This window comes from Pseudomonas sp. FeN3W (genome assembly GCA_030263805.2).
GTDB lineage: Bacteria > Pseudomonadota > Gammaproteobacteria > Pseudomonadales > Pseudomonadaceae > Stutzerimonas > Stutzerimonas stutzeri_G.
In genome coordinates this window covers 2,526,780-2,546,809 of sequence record CP136010.1, presented here as the reverse complement: position 1 = coordinate 2,546,809, position 20,030 = coordinate 2,526,780, and the positions used below count along the sequence as shown (strand labels likewise).

Sequence of the window (20,030 nt, the reverse complement as noted above, 5' to 3'; positions counted from 1 at the left end):
ACCCTTTCCGCGGCGGCGCGCTTCCTATCTTGCCGAACCGCCAGGGTGTAGGGAGGAAGGCGCTTTTTACCTCCATCGTGACGCCACGGCTGTCTGTCTGGCGGATCGGTGGTGCGTGATCCACCCTACGTATCCCGCACCTTGCTACGCTCCGGCCTCCAGTCAAGGGAGTGACTCAGCATGATCGAACAGACGCTCAAGCAGACATTTGGCTACGACGGCTTCCGTCCCGGCCAGGCGCAGGCCATTCGCGCCGTGGTGGCCGGGCGCTCGGCGGCCGCGATCTTTCCCACCGGCTCGGGCAAATCCCTGTGCTATCAGCTGCCGGCGCTGCTGTTGCCGCATCTCACTTTGGTCGTCTCGCCGCTGCTGGCGCTGATGCAGGATCAACTGGCCTTTCTGCAGCGACAGGGTATCGCCGCCGGCAGCATCGACTCGGCGCAAAGCCGCGAGCAGGCCAGCGAGACCATGGCCCGCGCCAAGTCCGGCGAGCTGAAGATTCTGATGATTTCGGTGGAGCGGCTGAAGAACGAGCGCTTCCGCAACTTCATCAGCCAGGTGCCGATCTCCCTGCTGGTGGTGGACGAGGCGCACTGCATCTCCGAATGGGGGCACAACTTTCGCCCGGATTATCTCAAGCTTCCCGACTACCAGCGCCAGTTCAACATTCCCCAGGTGCTGTTGCTGACCGCCACGGCGACGCCACCGGTGATCGCCGACATGCAGGCCAAATTCTCGATTGCCGCGGACGACGTGGTGACCACCGGTTTCTATCGGCCCAATCTCAATCTGCTGGTGGAGCCGGTCAGCGGCGTCAACAAGCAGCACCGGCTGGTGGAATGGTTGTCGGACAAGACGGGACAGCCGACCATCGTCTACGTCACCCAGCAGAAGACCGCCGAGCAGGTTGCCGAGCACCTGGCGCAGCGCGGTTTCCCGGCCAGCGCCTACCACGCCGGCATGGCGCACGAGCTGCGTGAGTCGATCCAGCGCCGCTTCATGGCGGGCGAGCTGAACTGCATCGTCGCCACCATCGCCTTCGGCATGGGCATCGACAAGGCGGACATCCGCAACGTGGTGCACTACGACCTGCCCAAGTCGGTGGAAAATTACAGTCAGGAAATCGGTCGGGCAGGGCGCGACGGCAACGCTTCGGATTGTCTGGTGCTGGCCAACCGGGACAGCCTCAGCGTGCTGCAGAATTTTGTCTATGGCGACACACCGGAGCGCGAGGGCATCCGCTGCGTGCTCGACGAGCTGCTGCAGGCGGCTGCTCCTGATCAAAAGGGCAGCGGGCAGTGGGAGCTGATGCTCAACCAGCTGTCGGAGCAGAGCAACATCCGCCAGCTGCCGCTGAAGACCCTGCTGGTGCAGCTGGAGCTGCGCGGCATCATCGCACCGCGTTTTGCCTATTTCGCCGAGTATCGCTTCAAGTACCTGCTCGAACCCAAGGTGCTGGTGGCGAAATTCGAAGGCGAGCGACGCCAGTTCGTCGAGGCCATCGTGCACAGCTCGGCGCGGGCACGGACCTGGTGCACGCTGGATTTCGACGCGCTCTATCGGCAGCACGGCGCCGACCGCGCGCGCGTGGTCAAGGCGTTGGAGTACTTCCAGGAAAAGGGCTGGATCGAGCTGGAGAGCAAGCAGATGACCGAGGTCTATGCGCTGCTCGATCAGCGCTTCGAGGCCGAAGCACTGAGTGGCGAGCTGCATGCCTATTTCAGGCAGCACGAAGCGAGCGAAATCTCTCGCATCGACAACATGCTGGCGCTGTTCGAATCCGCCGAATGCCTGAGCCAGCGGCTGGCGACGTACTTTGGCGACCGTCAGGCTCCGCAGCGCTGCGGGCATTGCTCGGTCTGTCGCGGACAGGTCGCGCGACTGCCGGAACCGCCGGCACTGGCGCCGCTGGAGCAGATGGACCTGGCCGGTCGCTGTGCCGAATTCAGTCAGCGCTACACGCAGCTCAAGGGCGATGCGCCCAGCGCCGAGTGCCTGACGCGCTTTCTCTGCGGCATCAGCGTGCCGGTGTTCACCAAGCTCAAGGCGCGGCAGATACCCGGTTTCGCCTCGCTGGAGGCCTATCCCTATGCCGAGGTTCGCGCGCGTTTGGCTGGTTAGCGCGCAGTCAGGCCGATCAGTCGGTCGGCGACGCCCTTGGTCTGGCGTGAGGTGCCGGCGGTGAGGTTGCTCGAGTTTTCCAGCGCATCGAGCAGCCCGGTCAGCGAGCCGACACCGGCAGACTGGGTCTCGATATGCTGCGCCACCGCGCGAATCTCGCTGGCCAGGCGGTCGATGTCGGTGCCGATTTCCTCGGCGTTCTTGCCGGTGATCTCGGCCAGCTTGCGCACCTCGTCAGCCACCACCGCGAAACCACGGCCCATATCGCCGGCGCGCGCCGCTTCGATCGCGGCGTTGAGTGCCAGCAGGTTGGTCTGCCCGGCGATCTGCTGGATGGTCTGCACCACCGACTGGATGCGCTGGCTGGACTGCGCCAGATCGCGGGCGCTGCTGACCACCTCGTCGGCCTGGTGGACCATCTGCTTGACCGAGCTGCCGGCCTGTTCGATGACGCTGCCCTGCTGATTGATATTCAGCGTCAGGTCGTCCATCGAGCCGTGCAGTTCGGTGGCGCACAGACTCAGCTGCTCGGACATGGACTGCCGTTCATGGTCGGCCTCGGACAGCACCTGGCCAAGGTCGGCCAGGCCGCGGAACACCGGGCGGATATGTTCGTCGAGGCCGTTGATGTCCACCGCGCTGCTGTAATCCTGGCGCTTGAACTGCTCGATCTGCTTGACCACCACCTGGCTCAGGCCGGTCAGCTTCTTGATCTGGCGGCGCAGGAAGAACGCCTTGAACTCGCCGTGGTAGGCGATGAAGTTGTCGGTGTACTCGTCGTGGAACTCGTCCTTGCCGTTGGTGCGGAAGAAGAACACCGCGGTCAGCGTCTGATTCAGGTTGAGCCCAAGAATTTCGCCGAAGGTCGAGTAGCCGGCCACGGGCACGTCATCGAACACCGGGTCCATGCCGCCCAATGCTTGCTCGTTGTTCAGCCGGCGCAGGATGCAGTCGTTGAGGATGCCCACCAACGGCTTGCCGGGCTTGTTGCGCATGAACTGTTGATAGTCGCGGCGGGTGGTTTCGGCCAGCGGCGTGCGCTTGACCATGATCAGCTCCTCGCCCGGTGCGACGTCGCAGAACAGGTGCACCCGCTCGTTGGCGAAGTCGATCTGCGAGATCGAGCGGACGAAGACTTCCTCGCCGACGCGGATGGCGAAGGAGTAGTCCGAGAGCCGCTGTTCCAGCTCCTGCGGCGCGCATTTCAGCGCCTCGCACAGTGCCTGGACCATGCTGCGGATGTTGCCGCGCGCATCGACCACCTGGCTGATGTAGCGGTCCTCCAGGGAGGCGCTGAGCACGCTCAGGCTGAGCGGCGTGGGCTCGAAGTTCTGGCTCTTGAAGACGCCGAAGCGTACGTCCCGCGCGCACTTGAGGAAGACGATCAGCGCGTGGTTCTGGTAGCTGCGCTTGCCGTCATGCAGCTGGGTCTTCTGGAAATCCAGCTTGCCGCCGGCCGAGCCGCCGACGAACAGGCAGGGAAAGCGCCCGGACTCGTACAGCGCCTCCATGAAGAAGGATTCCGAAGCGCAGAGGCCGTCGAAGAAAATGTTGGCCAGGGTGTCGCGGTAATCGATCTTCATCGACACCTGCACCCGCTTGATCGACGCCACGAGGCGCGCGATGCGCTCGCCCATCGACAGCCGCTGGCCCCCACCGCGGATGTCCTCGCACTCCAGCGGCACGCGGACGATCTCGGCAGCGGCGATGACGCTGGCGTCGAACAGCTGCAGCACCACCCGATCCCACTGCGTCCCGGTGGCACAGTAGAGCCGCTGGCCCTCGCTGGACAGCTCGCCCGCCGTGGTACACAGGCTGATCGTCGCGTTCGGAAAGCGCTGCGCTATCTGCCTGGCGACTGCGTCCAGATCCACATGCGGCGAGACGAAGCCGGCGATGTAGGTCGGGTTGAAGCGCAGGGTGGCTAGCTGTTGTGAGAGCTGCTGAGCCGAGCAGAGCAGGCTCGCCGTGCCGGTGGATTGCGTATGGCCTGGCTTGAATCGGGAGAGCGAAATCATGGGCGTTACTCGCGCTTGAGGATAGGAAGCGGGAAACTCGGCCGCTCCCGCACTGATCAGCCGTGGATCAGAGGCTACTTTTTTGTTATCGACGCCCGGGCCGCGAGCTGATGCCCGTTCGGCGCCGTCACCGTCAGCCACGTTATCGGCCGCCAGATCGAAGATCGCCATGCAACCATGGTCTTCATCCGGAAGTAGTGGGTGGCGCGGCGATTGCTCTTGATGTGGCGCAAAGGAAGTCGCGCGCGGCTGTGCGATTGTCGACCGGTGGCCTGTTGCCGCAGTTGTTGTATCCGATAGCAAGGAAAGCCTCTCGAGGAGCGACGCCATGCCCCGCCTGTTCACCGATCTCGGATTCCGCTGGAAGATCACCTTGCCCATTGCGGCGCTGGCCCTGTTGCTGGTGCTGATGGGCATTTTCGGGATGCGCGGCATCGAGCGCGTCACCGGCTCCAGTGAGGTCTTGGCCACACGCCATCTGCCGGCCATCGGTCTGCTGCTCAATGCCGATCGCGACCTGTATCAGGCCTTCGTCGCCGAGCGTAGCCTGCTCGACAGCGATGCTGGCGAGCATGTGCAGGCACTCAAGGCCAGCCATGCGGAAAACCTCAGGCAGGCCTACGACCGTGTGCAGAAGTACGCAGCCATGCAACCGGGCGCCGAGGCACTGGCGCTGGTCGAGCAATTCAATGGCGGCTTTCAGCAATGGTCTGCGGTATCGCAGCGGGTCATCGAGCAGGTCGATCTCGATCCTCAGGCCGCCAGCGCGCTGAGCTTCGGTGACAGTGAGGCGCGCTTCGATGCCATGCGCGATGCCATCGACAAACTCGGTGAACTCGAAGGCGCAGCCGCCGAGGCCGAGGGCGCGGCGGCGATCGCCGAGGGCGCCGCCACATCCAGTCAGCAGACCGTGGTGCTGATCATCGGCCTGCTGGGCTGCGCACTGCTCATCCTCGGTCTGCCGCTGGTGGTGTTGCGCCCGATGCGCCGTTTGCTCGATCGGCTGAAGCAGATCGCCGATGGCGATGGCGACCTGCGTGCTCGCCTGGAGGTGCATTCGGCTGACGAGCTGGGCCAGCTCGGCAATGCCTTCAACCGCTTTCTCGACAAGCTGCAGCCGCTGATCGCCGAGGTCGGACGGGTTACCGCTGAGGTCGAGACAGCCGCGCGTGGCATGGCGGCGATGGCTGAAACCAACGATCAGTTGATCAGCAGCGAACACGCCGCGGTCGATCAGGTGACCACCGCGGCGACCGAGATGAGCGCGGCGGTGCACGAAGTTGCGCTCAATGCGCAGAATGCATCGGACGCCGCGCGTGCGGCGGAAACCCAGTCACGCCAGGGCGCGTCGGTCGTCAGCAGCACCATCCAGTCGATCCGTCAGCTGGCCGGGGAGGTCGAAGGCGCATCGCAGACCATCGGTGCGCTGGCCGAGGAAACCGCCAGCATCGGCGCGGTGCTCGAAGTGATTCGCGGCATCGCCGAGCAGACCAATCTCCTCGCGCTCAACGCCGCCATCGAGGCGGCGCGCGCCGGTGAGCAGGGCCGTGGCTTCGCCGTGGTGGCCGACGAGGTAAGGGCACTGGCCGCGCGCACGCAGGATTCGACCAAGGATATCCAGGCGCGCATCGAGCGCCTGCAGAGTGGCGTCGGCAAGGCCGTACAGGCCATGCAGACCGGCAGTGACGAGGCGCGAGACAGTGTCGAGCGGGCATCCGGTGTCGATCAGGTGCTGGCGGAAACCTCCGTGTCGGTGCAGCGCATCAACGATATGGCCGCCCAGATCGCCACCGCGTGCGAGGAGCAGAGCTGCGTCACCGAGGAAATCGCTCGCAACATCACAGATATCCGTGACCTGTCCAACGAGGCGGCCACTTACTCCTCGCAGAGCATGCTCGCCAGTCAAAAGCTGTCCGGGCTGTCGAAGACGCTGGCGGAACTGGTTGGCCGTTTCCGCACCTGAGGCCGGGCGCGCTGCCGTTACAGCGAGCCCCAAAGCAGCCGACCCAGACCGCTGTCGTTCGGCAGCAAAAGCAGGCTGAGAATGAACACCAGCAGCAGTCCGGCGGCATAGCAGAGGCTGCTCAGCCGGGAGCGTGCGCGGGGCGGGCGCGACGCGGCAGGTGGCTTGCCGTCTGGGCTCGGCTGGCGCGACTGGGGTATGTGGCAGGACATGCTCGTCTCGACAGTTATCAGCCCGCCGTCAACGCAGCAGGCATCGGAAGCGGCGCAGTAAAGCGCAAATGGAGGCTTATCGCCACTACTGTGGCATCGCTTCCGTACGCCTCGCGTCGCTCTGAAACATCAGGAAAAGCTCCGTACGTCGCCGGACCGGTATCGCGGGATGGCTCGACCATACTCAGAGGTCGATACCGCAACTGATCGGAGACTCCGCCCATGCCGACGCGCCGCCAGATCATCCAACGTTCAGCAGTGGCCGCAGCGCTGCTGGCGCTCGGTCCGCTGCTACCGTCGCTGGTGCGGGCAGCCGCGGGGCTGCGTCGACGCGCGATCCCGTCAACCGGCGAGATGCTGCCCGTCATCGGCCTCGGCACCTCGATCACGCACAATGTCAGCCTCGACGATCCGCGCATGGACCGCCTGCTCGAGGTGCTGCGGGTGCTGGTTGAGGGTGGTGGCTCGCTGATCGACACCGCGCCGAGCTATGGCAATGCCGAGCGCGTCGTCGGTGAGCTGGTCGAGCGCCTGGGCCAGCGCGGCCAGGTATTTCTCGCCAGCAAGGTGTCTTCGACCGGCCGCGAACGCGGCATGGCACAGATCGAATCGAGCTTCGAGGCGCTGCAGACCGACACCATCGACCTGATCCAGGTGCACAACCTGCAGGACACTGGCACCCAGCTCGGCCTGCTGCGCGAACTCAAGCAGGAGGGACGGGTGCGCTACATCGGCGTGACCCATTATCTGGAGTCGGCCCATGACCGGCTGCTGGAGACGCTGAAACAGGAGAAGGTCGACTTCGTGCAGTTCAACTATTCGGTCAGCGAGCGCAACGCCGAGAAGCAGCTGCTGCCGTACTGCGCCGATCACGGCATCGCTACGCTGATCAACCGGCCGTTCACCCGCGGCAATCTGCTGTCCCGCGTCAAAGACAAGCCGCTGCCGGACTGGGCGGCGGAGATCGATGCCAGCTCCTGGGCGCAGCTGCTGCTCAAGTTCATCCTTGCCGAACCGGCGGTAACGGCGGTGATTCCGGCGACTTCCAACCCGCGCTACATGGCCGACAACCTGCTCGCCGGCCAGGGGCGGCTGCCGGATGCGCGACAACGGCAGATGATCGTCGACGCCTTCCGCTGAGCACCGAATGCAGATTTCGCTAGCCACCCGCGGGGCCGCGCTGATCAATGCCCGCCCCGGCGAGCTGCGTGCCGCGCTGGCCGGCTTCAGCCTGTTCTTCTGCCTCTTCTCTGGCTACTTCATGCTGCGGCCGATTCGCGAGTCGATGGGCATTCAGGGCGGCGTCGAGAACCTGCAATGGCTGTTCACCGCGACCTTCATCGCCATGCTGGTGGCGGTGCCGCTGTTCGCCTGGCTCAACTCGCGGGTGGCGCGCATCCATTACATCGACTGGGTGTACGGCTTCTTCTGCGCCAACCTGCTCCTGTTCGCCGGGCTGTTCTTCCTGCTCGGCGACAGCGTCTGGCTGGCGCGGGTGTTCTACGTGTGGATCTCGGTCTACAACCTGTTCGTGGTCTCGGTGGCCTGGAGCCTGATGGCCGATGTGTTCGACGCACACCAGGCGCGCCGGTTGTTCGCCTTCATCGCCGCTGGCGCCAGCGTGGGCGGGCTGGTCGGACCGGCGACGAGTGCGCTCTTGGTCGGCGTACTCGGTCAGTTCGGGCTGATGCTGTTGGCGGCGCTTTTGCTGGTCGCCGCGGTGGCGCTCAAGCACTACCTGATGGTCTGGCGCGAGACGCTGGGAGCCGGCCGCCCCGGCGCCGAGCACGCCGAAAGCCCACGACGACCGGTCGCGGGCAATCCGTTCAGTGGCCTGACGCGGGTGCTGGGCTCGGGCTATCTGCTCGGCATCGCGGCCTTCGTATTGCTGCTGACGACCGCCAGTACCTTTCTCTATTTCGAACAGGCAAGGCTGGTCGCCGAGCTGTTTCCGGATCGTGCCGAGCAGGTGCGGGTGTTCGGTGCGATCGATTTCGTGGTGCAGGCGGGTGCTCTGCTGTCGCAGCTGTTCATCACCGGGCGAATCGCGCAGCGACTGGGCGTGCGGATTCTGCTGGCCGCAGTGCCGGCGCTGGTCTGCCTGGGCTTCGTCGGTCTGGCGCTGGCGCCGACCTTTGCCGTGCTGGCCGCGGTGATGGTCGTGCGTCGAGTGGGCGAATACGCCTTTGTCCGCCCGGGCCGCGAGATGCTCTTCGCGCCATTGGATGCCGAGAGCAAGTACAAGGCGAAGAACTTCATCGACACCGTGGTCTATCGCGGCGGCGATGCCCTGAGTGGCTGGGCCAAGAGCCTGCTCGACAGCCTCGGTCAGGGCGTCTGGTTGATTGCCCTGGTTGGCGCCTTGTGCGCGGCGATCTGGGGTGTGCTGGGTTGGCTGCTCGGTGGGCGGGCTGACCGTGCTGGCGCCACACCAGCCGACTCGTCTGGGCCCGCAACCGGACGAAGCACCTGAACCTCGCCGCCGCGCACGTCTCGAATCCTAGTAGGTACGTCATCTATCAGGAGTAGTCGTATGCAAGTGCAGGTCAATAGCAACCACATCCCCGGCAGCGTAGAGCTGCATGAGTGGGTCGGCACGACCGTTGAGGATCGGCTCGAGCGTTTCGATGACTTCCTCACCCGAGTGGAAGTCCATGTCAGCGATGAAAACGCGCAGAAGGCCGGTGCCGACGACAAGCGTTGCCAGATCGAGGCGCGGCCCAAGGGGCATCAGGCGATGTCGGTGACGCACAAGGCCGAGTCGCTGCAGCTGGCGGTCGATGGCGCGGCGGACAAGATGCAGCATGCGCTGGAACATCTGATGGGCAAGCTGGACGCCCGCGTACTGTCCAGCGGCGAGTTGAATGATCCGCTACTCGACGAGCAGCCTCAGGCCGTCAAGGATGCGATGCTCGAAGAGGAGTTCCTCCAAAAGCAGGACGAGCTCGATAAGTGACCCCCGGCGCCCACCCAGCTTCAATTTCTTTCTATCCGCCTGCTGCCAGGCCCGTACTTGGCGGGACGGGCCTGCGTATCCGGTAATCAGATGCAGATCATCCTCGTGCGGCACGGTAGACCCGATCATGGAGCAGCGCGCTGGAGCACGCCGGTCGGCATGAAGACCTGGGTAGAGCGCTACAACTCTGCCGATGTCGTCGCTAGCGAGCGTCCGCAAAATCTGGTCGAGCTGGCGGGTTCGGTTGGCATCGTGGTCTGCAGCTCCGTGCAGCGCTGCATAGAATCGCGCGCATACCTGGGATGCGACTGCTGCGAGCTGCCCGATCCACTGTTCGCGGAGGCGCACCTGCCATACCCGGAGTGGGGCCTGCCGCTATTACCGTCGCGCTTCTGGCGCTTGGTGTTCCGTAGCGCCTGGTTCCTCGGTTTCGCCAGCCATACCGAGCACATCCGCGAGTCCCGCAGGCGCGCCAGTGCGGCGGCAGAACGGTTGATAGAGCTGGCCGAGGCCAATGAAAGCGTGCTGCTGATGGGGCACAAGATCATGAACGCGTTGATCGCCCGGCAGCTTCGTCAGCGCGGCTGGTGTGGTCCAGCGCTGCCGCTGCTCAGCGGCTACTGGCAGCCGAGTCGCTACTCAAAATCTGAGCGATGATCCCGGGGCCTCCCATTCCTGTACCTTTTTGGTCGCCTTCGGTCATCAAGAACCGCTTTGCCTCGGCAGATGAAGCCTTTCATCTGCCTTAAGCAGGAGTCATGACATCAAAGGGAATTTCATGGCTCGTTTGACCTGACCAAGGACTAATACTTCCGCTGGCCGCGTTTGCGAGTTTTGGATCGCGTCGCAGCAATACACGGTCGATACGGCGTGTCAGCGTATTGTCGACGGCTCTACTTCAAGGTTTTCATAGCTGATACGAGCTGATCCAGGAAGCTGAACGTTCCCGGCCTGATGTGGCTATAGCAAAAGGCTTACAAGAGGCTGCGGCGTTCGACCCTTTTTCTGGCCGCGGCATGTAATTAATCTACACCCACTCTGAAGCGCAGGATGCGCTCAGGATCAGGAAGATCGACCATCGCCAGGACGGCAATCGAAGGGAATTCGGAAAGGTCAGAAAAAACCCGCTTCGGCGGGTTTTTTGTTGCCTGCGCACATGCGCCATCACACGCAGATCGAGCTATTTCAGCGGCGGCGCATGTCGCTCGACAACATCAGGCTTCGTCGAGCAGGCCGCGGATCTTGATCAGCAGGTCTGCGCCTTCGAACGGCTTGAGTACCAGTTCCATGCGCTCATCGACGAAGCCCTCGCGACTGGAAGCGTTCTCCGCATAGCCGGTCATCAGCACCACCGGCAGTGTCGGGCGCTCGCGGCGTGCCCACTCGGCCAGCTGGCTGCCGGAGAGACGGGGGAGCCCGACATCGGTCAGCAGCAGGTCGATCGACGAGTCGGCCGCGAGCAACGACTGCGCGGTTTCCACGTCGCCCGCCTGGCTGCAACGGTAGCCGGCCTCGATAAGCGTCTCGACGATCAGCATGCGCACGCTGGGCATGTCCTCCACCACCAGCACGTGCTCATGGCCGACCAGGCGCATCGAGCTGTCGGGCGCAGCGGCGGGTGTCGCTGTCTGTTCGCCGTTGGCGGCGGGCAGCAGCAGGGTGACTTCGGTTCCGGCACCGAGCGTGCTGCGAATGCTCGCATCGCCGCCCGACTGCAAGGCGAACCCGTAGATGCTCGACAGGCCCAGCCCTGTGCCACGACCCTGGGGCTTGGTGGTGAAGAAGGGGTCGAACACCTTGTCCAGCACGCCGGGTTCGATGCCCGTGCCGTCGTCGCTCACGCACAAACCGATGTAGCGCCCTGGCGTGAGTTCCTGTTTCTGGCTGCCATCCGAAGGGAAGGTACTGATTCGGATATGCCCGCCTTCGGGCAGCGCATCGCGGGCATTGATCACCAGGTTGAGCAGGGCGCTCTCGAACTGGCTGACGTCCACCCGCGCCACTGCGGGCTCGGCGGTGAAATCGAAGGTCAGCGTGATGCGTTCACCGATCGTGCGGCGCAGCAGGTCTTGCAGCGAGCGGATGCGTTCGTTGATGTCCAGCGCGCGAGCGTCCAGTGGCTGCTTGCGGGCGAACGCCAGCAGGCGATTGGTCAGCGATGCGGCACTGCGCGCCGAACTCAGCGAGGCGTCGGCAAAGCGCAGTACGCTGTCGGCACGGCCTTCGATAATGCGCTGCTTCATCAGCTCTATGCCGGTGATGATGCCGGTGAGCAGGTTGTTGAAGTCGTGGGCGATACCGCCGGTGAGTTTGCCCAGCGCATCCATCTTCTGCGCCTGTAGCAGCTGCTCTTCGGTACGTGCGCGCTCGGCGACCTCATGGGCCAGCTGGCTGGTGGTGGTCGCGATTTCCTGGCGCTGGGCGCGTTCACGCAGACGCTGTTCGGTTACGTCTTCGACGAAGACCAGGCCAAGGCCCTGCGCCCGGTACGGGGAAATCTGCCACTCGGTCTCGCGGGTCTCGCCATTGACCTGCATTTGCAGCGGCGTATGCCAGCGCTCGCCGGCCCGCAGATGCGCGCGCAGCTCGGCGAGAATCGCTTCCTGCCCCGCGGCGACGCTTTGCGACAGGGGCGAAGCCGGGCTGGCGGCGCCGATCAGCAGTTCGAATGCGTGATTGCACTCGTGCAGCTGCAGCTCGGCGTCGAGTACCGCGATGGGTGCGGCGACATGGAAGAAGATTTCCCGGAAGCGCGCTTCGCTGTCACGCAGTGCGCGCTCGGTATCGCGCACCCGCAGCAGGGTGCGCAGCGTCGCCAGCAGCACGTCGGGATCGACCGGGTGGATCAGGTAGGCGTCGCCGCCGGCGTCGAGACCGGTGATGATGTCGTTGGTCTCGATGGAGGCGGCGGACACGTGAATCAGCGGCAGCAGGGCGGTGTTCGGATCGGCCCGCAGTTGACGGGCGATATCGAAGCCGCTCATGTCCGGCAGGTTGACGTCGAGGATCAGCGCATCCGGCGCGGCGTTGGCCACTAGTTCCAGGCCTTCGCTGCCGGTGCCGGCTTCCAGCACCTGATAGCCATGGCGCTCCAGCACCCGGCGCATCGCATAGCGCGTCGGGGCGTTGTCGTCGACGATCAACAGGCGGCTGTCACGCTGCATCGGAAGGCTCCGTATCAATCGCCAGAGGCAGGATCACGTAGAACTCGGAGCCCTTGCCCGGTTCGCTTTCCACGCCAACGTGACCGCCGAGCAGCTCGGCGAAACGCTTGCACAACGCCAGGCCGAGGCCGGTGCCACGCAGGCGCTTCTGCAGAGGCGAGTCGACCTGGGCGAAATCCTCGAAAAGCCGATCGTGCAGCTCGGGGGCGATGCCGATACCGGTATCGTTGACGGCGAAGCGGACCTGCTGCGGGCTTTCCAGCCTTGCCGACACGCGCACCACACCCTGAGGCGTGAATTTCACCGCATTGGAGATGAAATTGCGCAGGATCTGCGCCAGCTTCTTGTCATCGGTATAGAGCCGTGGAATGTCTTGCGGTTCTTCGAAGATGAGGTCTATCGGCGAGCCCTCGACGATGGGGCGAAACATGCCGCGCAACGCCGAGAACAGGTCGAGCATGTCGAACCAGGCCGGGGAAATACTGACGCGGCCAGCTTCGATCTTGGCCAGGTCGAGCAGATCGTCGACCATCTCGCTCAGCTCGCTGGCGGCCGAGCTGACGAAACGCACCTGCTTGTGCTGTTCCGGGCTCAGCGGGCCGTCCAGTTCATCGCTGAGCAGGCGGGTGATGCTGAGAATCGAGCCCAGCGGCGTGCGGAACTCGTGACTCATATACGACAGAAAGCGGCTTTTCAGGTCCGACGCCTGGCGCAGTTGCTCGGCCTGGGTATCCAGCTCGGCATACAGCGCCAGCACACCCTGATTGGTTTCTTCGAGCTCGGCGCGCAGCGATTCGTTATCGCGGCGCAGCTGCTCGAGCAGGCCGGCGTCACTGGACTCGGGGGGTGTCGGATCAGCCACGAGGAGCCTCCAGATTGAGTGCCAGCACGGTTACGTCGTCGCGGCCGCGGCAGAAGTCGCGATGCAACAGTGTGGCGATGATAGCTGGGTGACGGTGAACGAGACCGGGGTAGTCGCGCAGATTCCAGCGTGTCTGCAGGCCATCGCTGTAGAGCACCAGGAGCCGCGCCTCGCCCAGTGGGTAGTCGAAGACATGTGCCTTGCGAAAGCGTATGCCGACGATGCCGGGGTGTGAGGCCAGGCCACGCGATCCCTCGCTACCGATCAGGCTGGCGCCGATATTGCCGATGCCGGCGAAATCCAGCGTCTGTCGTTGGCTGTCGAAGTGCGCGATGGCCGCGGCGCCGCCGCGAGTGCCGTTCATCGCCAGGTGCATGTTGCTGAACAGGGCGAAGGGGGAATCCAGCGGGGTTTCTGCAAACGCCGCGGCGCCTGCCTCGGCGGCCTGGCGGGCAAGCTCGCCATGGCCGATGCCGTCGATGACCAGGGCACTGCAACGCTGCCCATCGAAGGCCAGCTGCCAGGTGTCGCCGCAAACCTGTTCACCCGGGTACGGATGCTGGCTGACGCCGTAGCGCCACGACGGTGGCTGCACGCAGCGGGGAAATAGCTGCGCCAGCACTACCGAGCCGCGCGCATCGGAATAGACGTCGAACACCTGGGCCTGACGCGCCAGGGCACCGAGCCCGATGCCTTGGGTGCCGTGGGTGGAAAAACCGTCGGTCAGGCACTGGTCGAGTTCAAAGCCGGGGCCGCGGTCGACCGCGATGATTTCCACGCCGCGACCGTCACGTCCATCGATCACGCGCAAGTGCAACTCGCCGCGGGTGGCGTGCTTGAGCAGGTTGCTGCCCAGCTCGGTCGCGAGCAGGGCGACACGCCCGGCATCGGTGGCGTCGAAGCCATGCTGTTCGGCCAGCCGCTGGGCGACGCGGCGGGCGTGGCCGATCTGGCTGTTTTCTTCGATCAGCAGGACCTGAGAGACGCTTCCCTGAACGTTCATGTCCACCGCGTGATGGTGATTCGGGTGCCCGCGCCGACCGTGCTGTCGAGTTCGAACTCGTCGACCAGCCGCTTGGCGCCGGTCAGCCCCAGGCCGAGGCCGCTGCCGGACGTCCAGCCGTCGGTCATGGCCAGCTTGATGTCGGCGATGCCTGGGCCTTCGTCGCGGAAGGTCAGGCGCACGCCGACCCGCGTGCCGTCCTCGATCAGCTGCCAATCCATGTCGCCACCGCCGCCGTAGACCACGGTGTTACGCGCTAGCTCGCTGACCGCCGTGACCAGCTTGGTCTGGTCGATCAGGCGCATGGCGCATTCCTGGGTCAGCTTGCGCACGGTCTGCCGGGCCAGCACGACATCCTGTTCGAGGCGCACCGGCTGGCTGCCGCTGCTGCGCACGATCATTGCGTGGCCACGCGGGTGCGCAGCAGCTGCATGCCGCGCTCGACGTTCAGCGCGGTGCTGACGCCGGGCAGTTCGAGGCCGAGTTCGACCAGGGTGATGGCTACGGCGGGCTGCATCCCGACCACCACGGTCTCGGCATCCATGATGCGCGACAGGCCGGAGATGGTGCCGATCATCCGGCCAATGAAGGAGTCGACCATGTCCAGCGCGGAGATATCGATCAGCACGGCCTTTGCCGAGGTCGCGCTGATGCGTTCGGCCAGGTCGTCCTGCAGGGTCATCGCCAGTTGGTCGTGCATGTCGACCTGGATGGTGACGAGCAGAAACTCGCCCATCCGCAGAATGGGTATGCGGTCCATTAAACGGCCTTCGTGACGGTGAGGCCGGAGCGGCGCAGGGCCAGGGCCAGGGCGTCGGCCAGACTGGCCTTGGTGACGATGCCCTGCAGGTCCAGACCCAGGTGTACGATGGTCTGCGCGATCTGCGGACGCACGCCGCTGATGATGCAGTCGGCGCCCATCAGGCGGATGGCGGTGACGGTCTTGAGCAGGTGCTGGGCGACCAGCGTATCGACCGTTGGCACGCCGGTGATATCGATGATGGCGATTTCCGAACCGGTATCGACGATGCGCTGCAGCAGCGACTCCATCACCACCTGGGTGCGCTGCGAGTCGAGGGTACCGATCATCGGCAGGGCGAGCACACCGTCCCATAGCTTGACCACCGGGGTCGACAGCTCCAGCAGCTCTTCCTGCTGACGCTTGATCACCTCTTCGCGGGATTTCTGGAAGGTGCGCACGGTGTATAGACCCAGGCTGTCGATCAGCTCGGAGACCGCCCACAGCTGCTCGGCGAATACTGCCGGCTCATTGGCGTACTCGCTCTGCAGCAGGGCCATCAGCGGACGCTTGATGGCGAAGATGAAGCCGGCGGTCTGTTGCGAATCCATGCCGAGCAGTGCGCGGCTGCGCGAGAGTTTTTTGGGTATACGGATTTAATGGTTGATGGGGCACCTTCACCCCATCAATCTGATACCACCCTCAGATGGTTGATAGATCGACTCCGTAGTTGAGTTCCTCTGCGAAGTCCGGCAGTCCGTAACCGATGGTTTTCTTGTAGAAAGGAGAGACCTTCGCAGTCGGTGCCTTCTTCTTGTGCTTCGTGGTGTAGAGCATTCGTGCCCGCATCACCTCGAAGGAGTAACCGCGCCCTTCACGGTTCTTGTCCTTGGCCAGTCGGTTGATGGACTCCGTGTAAGCGTTGGTGACGGGCATGTCCGTCTCGAAGTAGGTCATGGTCTCTTCGCGCCAGTTTCCCACTGCCCTGACCAGATCGCTCCAGACTTCCTTTTGGCCCTTCGGGATGGTGGCTATCCACTCGTCCAGGGCGGCTTCTGCCTGGAGCCGTGTGGTGGCGTCCCAGATGCCGTAGAAGCGCTCCTTGTGCTCGTAGGCGGCCAGCAGTTGCGGGAACGCGCCTGTCCAGGTCTCCATGATGAGGCGCTCCCGGTCTGAGACTTCGTGAGCGCGTTTCAGCAGGATTTTCCGGTCTCCCTTGAGAGTCCGGCTCTGGGACGGTTTCGGCTCCTTTCTGAGGCCCTTGCGCACTCTCTCAGGGCATCGTTGGCCATGCGCACCACATGGAACTTATCGACCACGATACGGGCCTGGGGCAGCACAGCCTTGACCGCTGCCCGGTAGGGGTTCCACATGTCCATGCTGACGATCTCGACCTTCTGCCGGTCTTTCAGCTTCATCAGGTAGTTGGTCACCACGTCCTGGCGGCGGGTGGCCAGCAGGTCGAGCAGGGTTCGCTCCTCAATGTTGGTCAGAATGCAGCGGTAGCGCTTGTTCAGGTATAGCTCGTCAATGCCCAGGATGCGGGGCGTCTCGAAGCGGTGCCAGCGCCCCAGGAACTCGGCGCGGGCGTTGAAGATGTCGCGCACCGTCTTCTCGTCCAGGCCGGTCTGTGCCGCCACAAAGGTGTAGGGGTGGTTGAAGGATTCCTTCTCCACGTACTCATGCAGCCGCAGTGTCATACGGAATCCGTCCACCATCTCCGGTAGCTGGGGCCTGAATGTTGTCTTGCAGGCCCGGCAGGTGTATCGGCGGCGGACCACCCAGAGAGTGACCCGCTTGCCGTGGATGGGCAGATCACGATAGGGAACGTCACGCTTGCCGAACCGCACGAACTCACCCTGCACGCCGCACCCCTCGCAGGCTACTGGTGTAGGTGCTTCAAGCCGAAAATGTATGTCTTCATTCTGCTCATCAGAATCCACCAACTGGTACCCAGGAAGGCTTAACGAATTAATCATCTCCCGCCTTGATCAGAAAAACAGGTAGGTGGCGTAACCGGCAATCATCGCCATAGCAAAAATGACTGCTAAAAACGCCGCTAAAAGCTTCAGCGTGAACAAAGAGCGCAACAGAATGAGCTCAGTCAGGCTGGCTCCGGCACTGCCGATGATCAACGCTAGCACCGTCCCGGCACCCACGCCTTTGGCCATCAGAGCCGCTGCCAGAGGTATGACGGCTTCAGCGCGAATATACAACGGCACGCCGATGACAGCGGCAACTGGAATGGCAAAGGGATTATCTGGGCCTGCATACTGCTCCAATAAGTCAGTGGGCATGAAACCATAGATCACGCTGCCAATCGCAATACCGATGAGCAGGTAAGGCAACACATCGATAAAGTCCGACCAAGCTTCCCGCCACACACCACTGTACTTCCCTTCTTTCTTAACCGTGACAGTGGGTTGACTGTCACAGCATTCGCTAGACGTAGAGACTGTTGTCTTCCTATCAGCCCCGCAAGAAGCCGTCTTCGGAGTGGTGTCGCAGCTGTTGGTGCCGCAACTCGATGCGGTCGATGTAGCACTGCACGGGCTTGCTGATGAACTACATCCACTGCTCTCTTGTGTCGCCGTCCGGCGCACATAACGCTCGAAGCCAAGCGTGTGAAGCAGCCATCCGGCACCTACCGCGACCACCAAAGCGGCGAGCACATAGATAGCAGTAAGTGTCCATCCAAACGTGGCAACCAGCAGGCCGACGACGATAGGATTCAGCAACGGAGATGAGAAAAGAAACACCATCATCGGCCCAAAACCGGCCCGTGCCCGAATCAACCCTTTCAACATGGGGATAGTCGAGCAACTACAGAAGGGCGTTATAGCTCCTAAACCAGCAGCAAGAAAATAGCCTCGCTTCCCACTGGAAGTCAGTAACGCTTCCACCTTGGATGGTGGGATGTGACGTTGAAGAACTCCGACCAGCAAGCTAATGCCAATGAATAAAACCGATAGCTCGATAGCGAGAAAGGCGAACATGCCTAGAGCGTCTTGGAGTTGAGATGACATTCAATATTACTCCTATATTTCTAGTATTGTCGAAATGATGTACGCAGCCTACTTGCGTTTATCCGACCTGTCAACTATAATTCTAGAAACATCGAATTATTGGGGCGTGCTATGGATCACGAAAAGGTTGCAGCCAGCTTAGCTGAGCTAGGGAATAGTCACCGACTGTCCGTGTTCCGCTTTCTGGTCAAAGCTGGCCATGATGGGGCTTCGGTCGGAGATATCCAGAAGGGGCTGGGTATTCCTGCTTCGACGCTATCACATCACCTTGCGCGCATGGCCAAGGTAGGGCTGATCTGGCAGGAGAAACATAGCCGCACGATTGTCTGTATACCCGAGTATGGGCACCTAGAGAATTTGATCGGTTTCTTACAAGAGGAATGTTGTGCAGGTGTTCGGATTGCGCATGAACCAGAACCGCTTTGACGCTTGCCCAGCTCTCGCTGTCCTCCCTAGTCAGCATCGCTATGAAGACTCAGGCGAAGGTGGAAACAGAAAATTGGCAGTAGAGTAGGCTGAAGAGGATCAATCAGATAATCCGCTGAGAAAGATTTTCTTCTTTACATCTTTGGCATTTTATCAACCAGAAATTCCGGATACCCAGTTTTTCCAGATACAGGCGCATGCCGTCCCAGGCCGGACCGTTGACGTCGGCAGAGCCGTCCGCTGTTCCGCTGATCAGCTGCCGGATCAAGTCGGCGGTCTGCTGGGCCAGCTCTTCCGGCTTGACGTTATGGTAGCCGCCGAGGCTCTGAAGATCAGACTTCCAGCTGCTGAGCAGTTCGGCCTGATTGCGGGTGATGGTATCGAGGGTGCGTTGCAGCAGCGCTGCCATAGATGTCGCTCCAGATTTGGCTTGATGGTCCATGTTCACCATGGCGCGTTAACAGGAATAGATGTCCGCCGCGCGGCGATGTTCCGCAAGGCTGGTCACAGTCGCCCGCTTTCGGGAAATTTCCGACGGAAAAGCTGCGGGATACTAGCAAATAGGCATTGGTTAGGCGTGGGATTCGTTGCGCTCGCTTCGCCGCTCAGCTAGGTGCCACGGCAGCGATCTGTTCGATCAGCCATTGCAGCGCCGAGTCGTTCTGCCGCTGGGCGACGCTGACGATATCCAGCGCGAAGCTGCCCAGGTCGAACGGCAGATCGAACAATTGCAGCGGCAGCAGGGTGGCGAAATAGCGCGCCAGTTGTGTCGGCAATACGGCGGCGAGGTCGCTGCTGGCAACGATATGGGCGGCTTGCAGGTAGTTCGGTGTGGTGTAGACGACTTCACGCGGGCGCCCCTGGGCCTCCAGCCACTGGTCGACCATGCCTCGGGTCTGGCCGCCGTGCACCCACAGGTGGCGCAGGCGTAAAAAGGCGTCCAGATCCAGTCCTGCCGTGAGTAGCGGGTGTTCGCGGCGCACCGCCACCTGCAGGGTTTCGCTGGCCCAATGGCGGACATGAAAGCGCGAGGGCACGTCGAGAAAGCGTCCGAGCACCAGGTCGATCTCGCCGTTGTCCAGCGCTTCGACCGGCAGCGTCGGCGTCAGATGCTGGATCGCCAGCTGTATGCCAGGTGCACGTTCGGCCAGACGCCGCATCAGCGCCGGCATGCAGATGAGCTCGACATAGTCGGTGACGGCGATGCGAAAACGCTGATGGCTGCGCGACGGATCGAAGGCCTCGCCGGCGATCAGGCTGTGTTCGATCTGCTGCAGCGCATGACGGATCGGCGCTTCCAGTGCCAGCGCCCTTGGCGTCGGCTGCATGACACGGCCGGCACGCACCAGTAGCGGATCGTCGAGCAGTTCGCGCAGGCGGTTGAGCGCGTTGCTGACGGCCGGCTGGCTGAGGGACAACCGCTCGGCGGCACGCGAGACATTGCGTTCGCGCAGCAGGGCGTCCAGCACGCGAAGCAGGTTGAGGTCGAAGTTGTAGATATTCACTTGGTGAATCCGAAATATCACAAGACTAAATTTCA

The 20,030-nt window shown here is 63.0% G+C and carries 17 protein-coding genes and 2 pseudogenes; 7 read left to right on the top strand and 12 right to left on the bottom strand.

Going from position 1 to position 20,030, the window contains the following annotated elements:
* The first annotated feature begins 180 nt into the window (after positions 1–180).
* Positions 181–2,121: an ATP-dependent DNA helicase RecQ gene (locus tag P5704_012220; GenBank protein ID WOF76851.1), complete on the top strand. Its 1,941-nt coding sequence runs from the start codon at positions 181–183 to the stop codon at positions 2,119–2,121.
* On the opposite strand, the gene P5704_012215 is transcribed toward P5704_012220, so the two are convergent.
* Positions 2,118–4,139 carry a methyl-accepting chemotaxis protein gene (locus P5704_012215; GenBank protein ID WOF76850.1) on the bottom strand — a complete coding sequence of 674 codons (2,022 nt, stop codon included), beginning with the start codon at positions 4,137–4,139 and terminating at the stop codon, positions 2,118–2,120. The two genes, P5704_012220 and P5704_012215, sit on opposite strands and share 4 nt — an antisense overlap.
* 328 nt (positions 4,140–4,467) lie before the next feature.
* Here P5704_012215 and P5704_012210 point away from each other — a divergent pair, with 328 nt between their 5' ends.
* Positions 4,468–6,102 carry a methyl-accepting chemotaxis protein gene (locus P5704_012210; GenBank protein ID WOF76849.1) on the top strand — a complete coding sequence of 545 codons (1,635 nt, stop codon included), beginning with the start codon at positions 4,468–4,470 and terminating at the stop codon, positions 6,100–6,102.
* A gap of 17 nt (positions 6,103–6,119) precedes the next feature.
* Here P5704_012210 and P5704_012205 read toward each other — a convergent pair whose 3' ends face one another.
* Positions 6,120–6,314 carry a hypothetical protein gene (locus P5704_012205; protein WOF76848.1) on the bottom strand — a complete coding sequence of 65 codons (195 nt, stop codon included), beginning with the start codon at positions 6,312–6,314 and terminating at the stop codon, positions 6,120–6,122.
* 222 nt (positions 6,315–6,536) lie between these two features.
* Here P5704_012205 and P5704_012200 point away from each other — a divergent pair, with 222 nt between their 5' ends.
* The 4 genes from P5704_012200 to P5704_012185 all read left to right on the top strand — a co-directional run bounded on the left by P5704_012200 (position 6,537) and on the right by P5704_012185 (position 9,927).
* Positions 6,537–7,454 (top strand): aldo/keto reductase, encoded by a 918-nt coding sequence (locus P5704_012200; GenBank protein WOF76847.1) that lies wholly within the window; start codon positions 6,537–6,539, stop codon positions 7,452–7,454.
* Positions 7,455–7,461: 7 nt separating this feature from the next.
* Positions 7,462–8,787, top strand: coding sequence for an MFS transporter (locus P5704_012195; protein WOF76846.1), 1,326 nt, complete (start codon positions 7,462–7,464; stop codon positions 8,785–8,787).
* A 60-nt stretch (positions 8,788–8,847) separates the two neighbouring features.
* Positions 8,848–9,270 carry an HPF/RaiA family ribosome-associated protein gene (locus P5704_012190; protein WOF76845.1) on the top strand — a complete coding sequence of 141 codons (423 nt, stop codon included), beginning with the start codon at positions 8,848–8,850 and terminating at the stop codon, positions 9,268–9,270.
* Between the two features lie 90 nt (positions 9,271–9,360).
* Positions 9,361–9,927 (top strand): fructose-2,6-bisphosphatase, encoded by a 567-nt coding sequence (locus P5704_012185; GenBank protein ID WOF76844.1) that lies wholly within the window; start codon positions 9,361–9,363, stop codon positions 9,925–9,927.
* A gap of 557 nt (positions 9,928–10,484) precedes the next feature.
* Here the strand turns inward: P5704_012185 and P5704_012180 are convergent.
* From P5704_012180 to P5704_012145, 8 genes and pseudogenes are all read right to left on the bottom strand, one after another.
* Entirely contained in the window at positions 10,485–12,434 is a 1,950-nt protein-coding gene (locus P5704_012180; GenBank protein WOF76843.1) for a response regulator, read from the bottom strand.
* A complete protein-coding gene (locus tag P5704_012175) occupies positions 12,424–13,296 on the bottom strand; it encodes an ATP-binding protein (protein ID WOF76842.1) in 873 nt (290 codons plus the stop codon). The genes P5704_012180 and P5704_012175 overlap by 11 nt, the downstream gene beginning before the upstream one ends.
* A complete protein-coding gene (locus P5704_012170) occupies positions 13,289–14,299 on the bottom strand; it encodes an ATP-binding protein (GenBank protein WOF76841.1) in 1,011 nt (336 codons plus the stop codon). The genes P5704_012175 and P5704_012170 overlap by 8 nt, the downstream gene beginning before the upstream one ends.
* Positions 14,296–14,700, bottom strand: coding sequence for an ATP-binding protein (locus P5704_012165; GenBank protein WOF76840.1), 405 nt, complete (start codon positions 14,698–14,700; stop codon positions 14,296–14,298). Before P5704_012165 ends, P5704_012170 begins: the two co-directional genes overlap by 4 nt.
* Positions 14,697–15,059: an STAS domain-containing protein gene (locus P5704_012160; protein WOF76839.1), complete on the bottom strand. Its 363-nt coding sequence runs from the start codon at positions 15,057–15,059 to the stop codon at positions 14,697–14,699. Before P5704_012160 ends, P5704_012165 begins: the two co-directional genes overlap by 4 nt.
* Positions 15,059–15,682, bottom strand: a pseudogene (locus P5704_012155) (STAS domain-containing protein). The gene P5704_012160 and the pseudogene P5704_012155 overlap by 1 nt, the downstream one beginning before the upstream one ends.
* Positions 15,683–15,740: 58 nt before the next feature.
* A pseudogene (locus P5704_012150) lies at positions 15,741–17,017 on the bottom strand (ISL3 family transposase).
* A 12-nt stretch (positions 17,018–17,029) separates the two neighbouring features.
* Positions 17,030–18,064 carry a permease gene (locus tag P5704_012145; GenBank protein ID WOF76838.1) on the bottom strand — a complete coding sequence of 345 codons (1,035 nt, stop codon included), beginning with the start codon at positions 18,062–18,064 and terminating at the stop codon, positions 17,030–17,032.
* A gap of 111 nt (positions 18,065–18,175) precedes the next feature.
* Between P5704_012145 and P5704_012140 the strand changes: the two genes are divergently transcribed.
* The gene (locus P5704_012140; GenBank protein WOF76837.1) at positions 18,176–18,490 is read left to right on the top strand and encodes a helix-turn-helix domain-containing protein; all 315 of its coding nucleotides are present in this window, start codon (positions 18,176–18,178) and stop codon (positions 18,488–18,490) included.
* A 103-nt stretch (positions 18,491–18,593) separates the two neighbouring features.
* On the opposite strand, the gene P5704_012135 is transcribed toward P5704_012140, so the two are convergent.
* Together P5704_012135 and P5704_012130 are read right to left on the bottom strand one after the other, a co-directional pair.
* Positions 18,594–18,899, bottom strand: a complete 306-nt coding sequence (locus P5704_012135; protein WOF76836.1) for a hypothetical protein — start codon at positions 18,897–18,899, stop codon at positions 18,594–18,596.
* Between the two features lie 196 nt (positions 18,900–19,095).
* Entirely contained in the window at positions 19,096–19,995 is a 900-nt protein-coding gene (locus tag P5704_012130; GenBank protein WOF76835.1) for a LysR family transcriptional regulator, read from the bottom strand.
* Positions 19,996–20,030: the final 35 nt, after the last annotated feature.

Excerpts from the sequence above, each read along its gene's own strand:
- P5704_012185 (WOF76844.1), top strand. The coding sequence starts at position 9,361 with ATGCAGATCATCCTCGTGCGGCACGGTAGACCCGATCATGGAGCAGCG.
- P5704_012195 (WOF76846.1), top strand. The coding sequence starts at position 7,462 with ATGCAGATTTCGCTAGCCACCCGCGGGGCCGCGCTGATCAATGCCCGC.
- P5704_012170 (WOF76841.1), bottom strand. The coding sequence starts at position 14,299 with ATGAACGTTCAGGGAAGCGTCTCTCAGGTCCTGCTGATCGAAGAAAAC.
- P5704_012160 (WOF76839.1), bottom strand. The coding sequence starts at position 15,059 with ATGGACCGCATACCCATTCTGCGGATGGGCGAGTTTCTGCTCGTCACC.
- P5704_012215 (WOF76850.1), bottom strand. The coding sequence starts at position 4,139 with ATGATTTCGCTCTCCCGATTCAAGCCAGGCCATACGCAATCCACCGGC.
- P5704_012180 (WOF76843.1), bottom strand. The coding sequence starts at position 12,434 with ATGCAGCGTGACAGCCGCCTGTTGATCGTCGACGACAACGCCCCGACG.
- P5704_012205 (WOF76848.1), bottom strand. The coding sequence starts at position 6,314 with ATGTCCTGCCACATACCCCAGTCGCGCCAGCCGAGCCCAGACGGCAAG.
- P5704_012190 (WOF76845.1), top strand. The coding sequence starts at position 8,848 with ATGCAAGTGCAGGTCAATAGCAACCACATCCCCGGCAGCGTAGAGCTG.
- P5704_012140 (WOF76837.1), top strand. The coding sequence starts at position 18,176 with ATGGATCACGAAAAGGTTGCAGCCAGCTTAGCTGAGCTAGGGAATAGT.
- P5704_012145 (WOF76838.1), bottom strand. The coding sequence starts at position 18,064 with ATGTCATCTCAACTCCAAGACGCTCTAGGCATGTTCGCCTTTCTCGCT.
- P5704_012200 (WOF76847.1), top strand. The coding sequence starts at position 6,537 with ATGCCGACGCGCCGCCAGATCATCCAACGTTCAGCAGTGGCCGCAGCG.
- P5704_012135 (WOF76836.1), bottom strand. The coding sequence starts at position 18,899 with ATGGCAGCGCTGCTGCAACGCACCCTCGATACCATCACCCGCAATCAG.
- P5704_012165 (WOF76840.1), bottom strand. The coding sequence starts at position 14,700 with ATGATCGTGCGCAGCAGCGGCAGCCAGCCGGTGCGCCTCGAACAGGAT.
- P5704_012210 (WOF76849.1), top strand. The coding sequence starts at position 4,468 with ATGCCCCGCCTGTTCACCGATCTCGGATTCCGCTGGAAGATCACCTTG.
- P5704_012220 (WOF76851.1), top strand. The coding sequence starts at position 181 with ATGATCGAACAGACGCTCAAGCAGACATTTGGCTACGACGGCTTCCGT.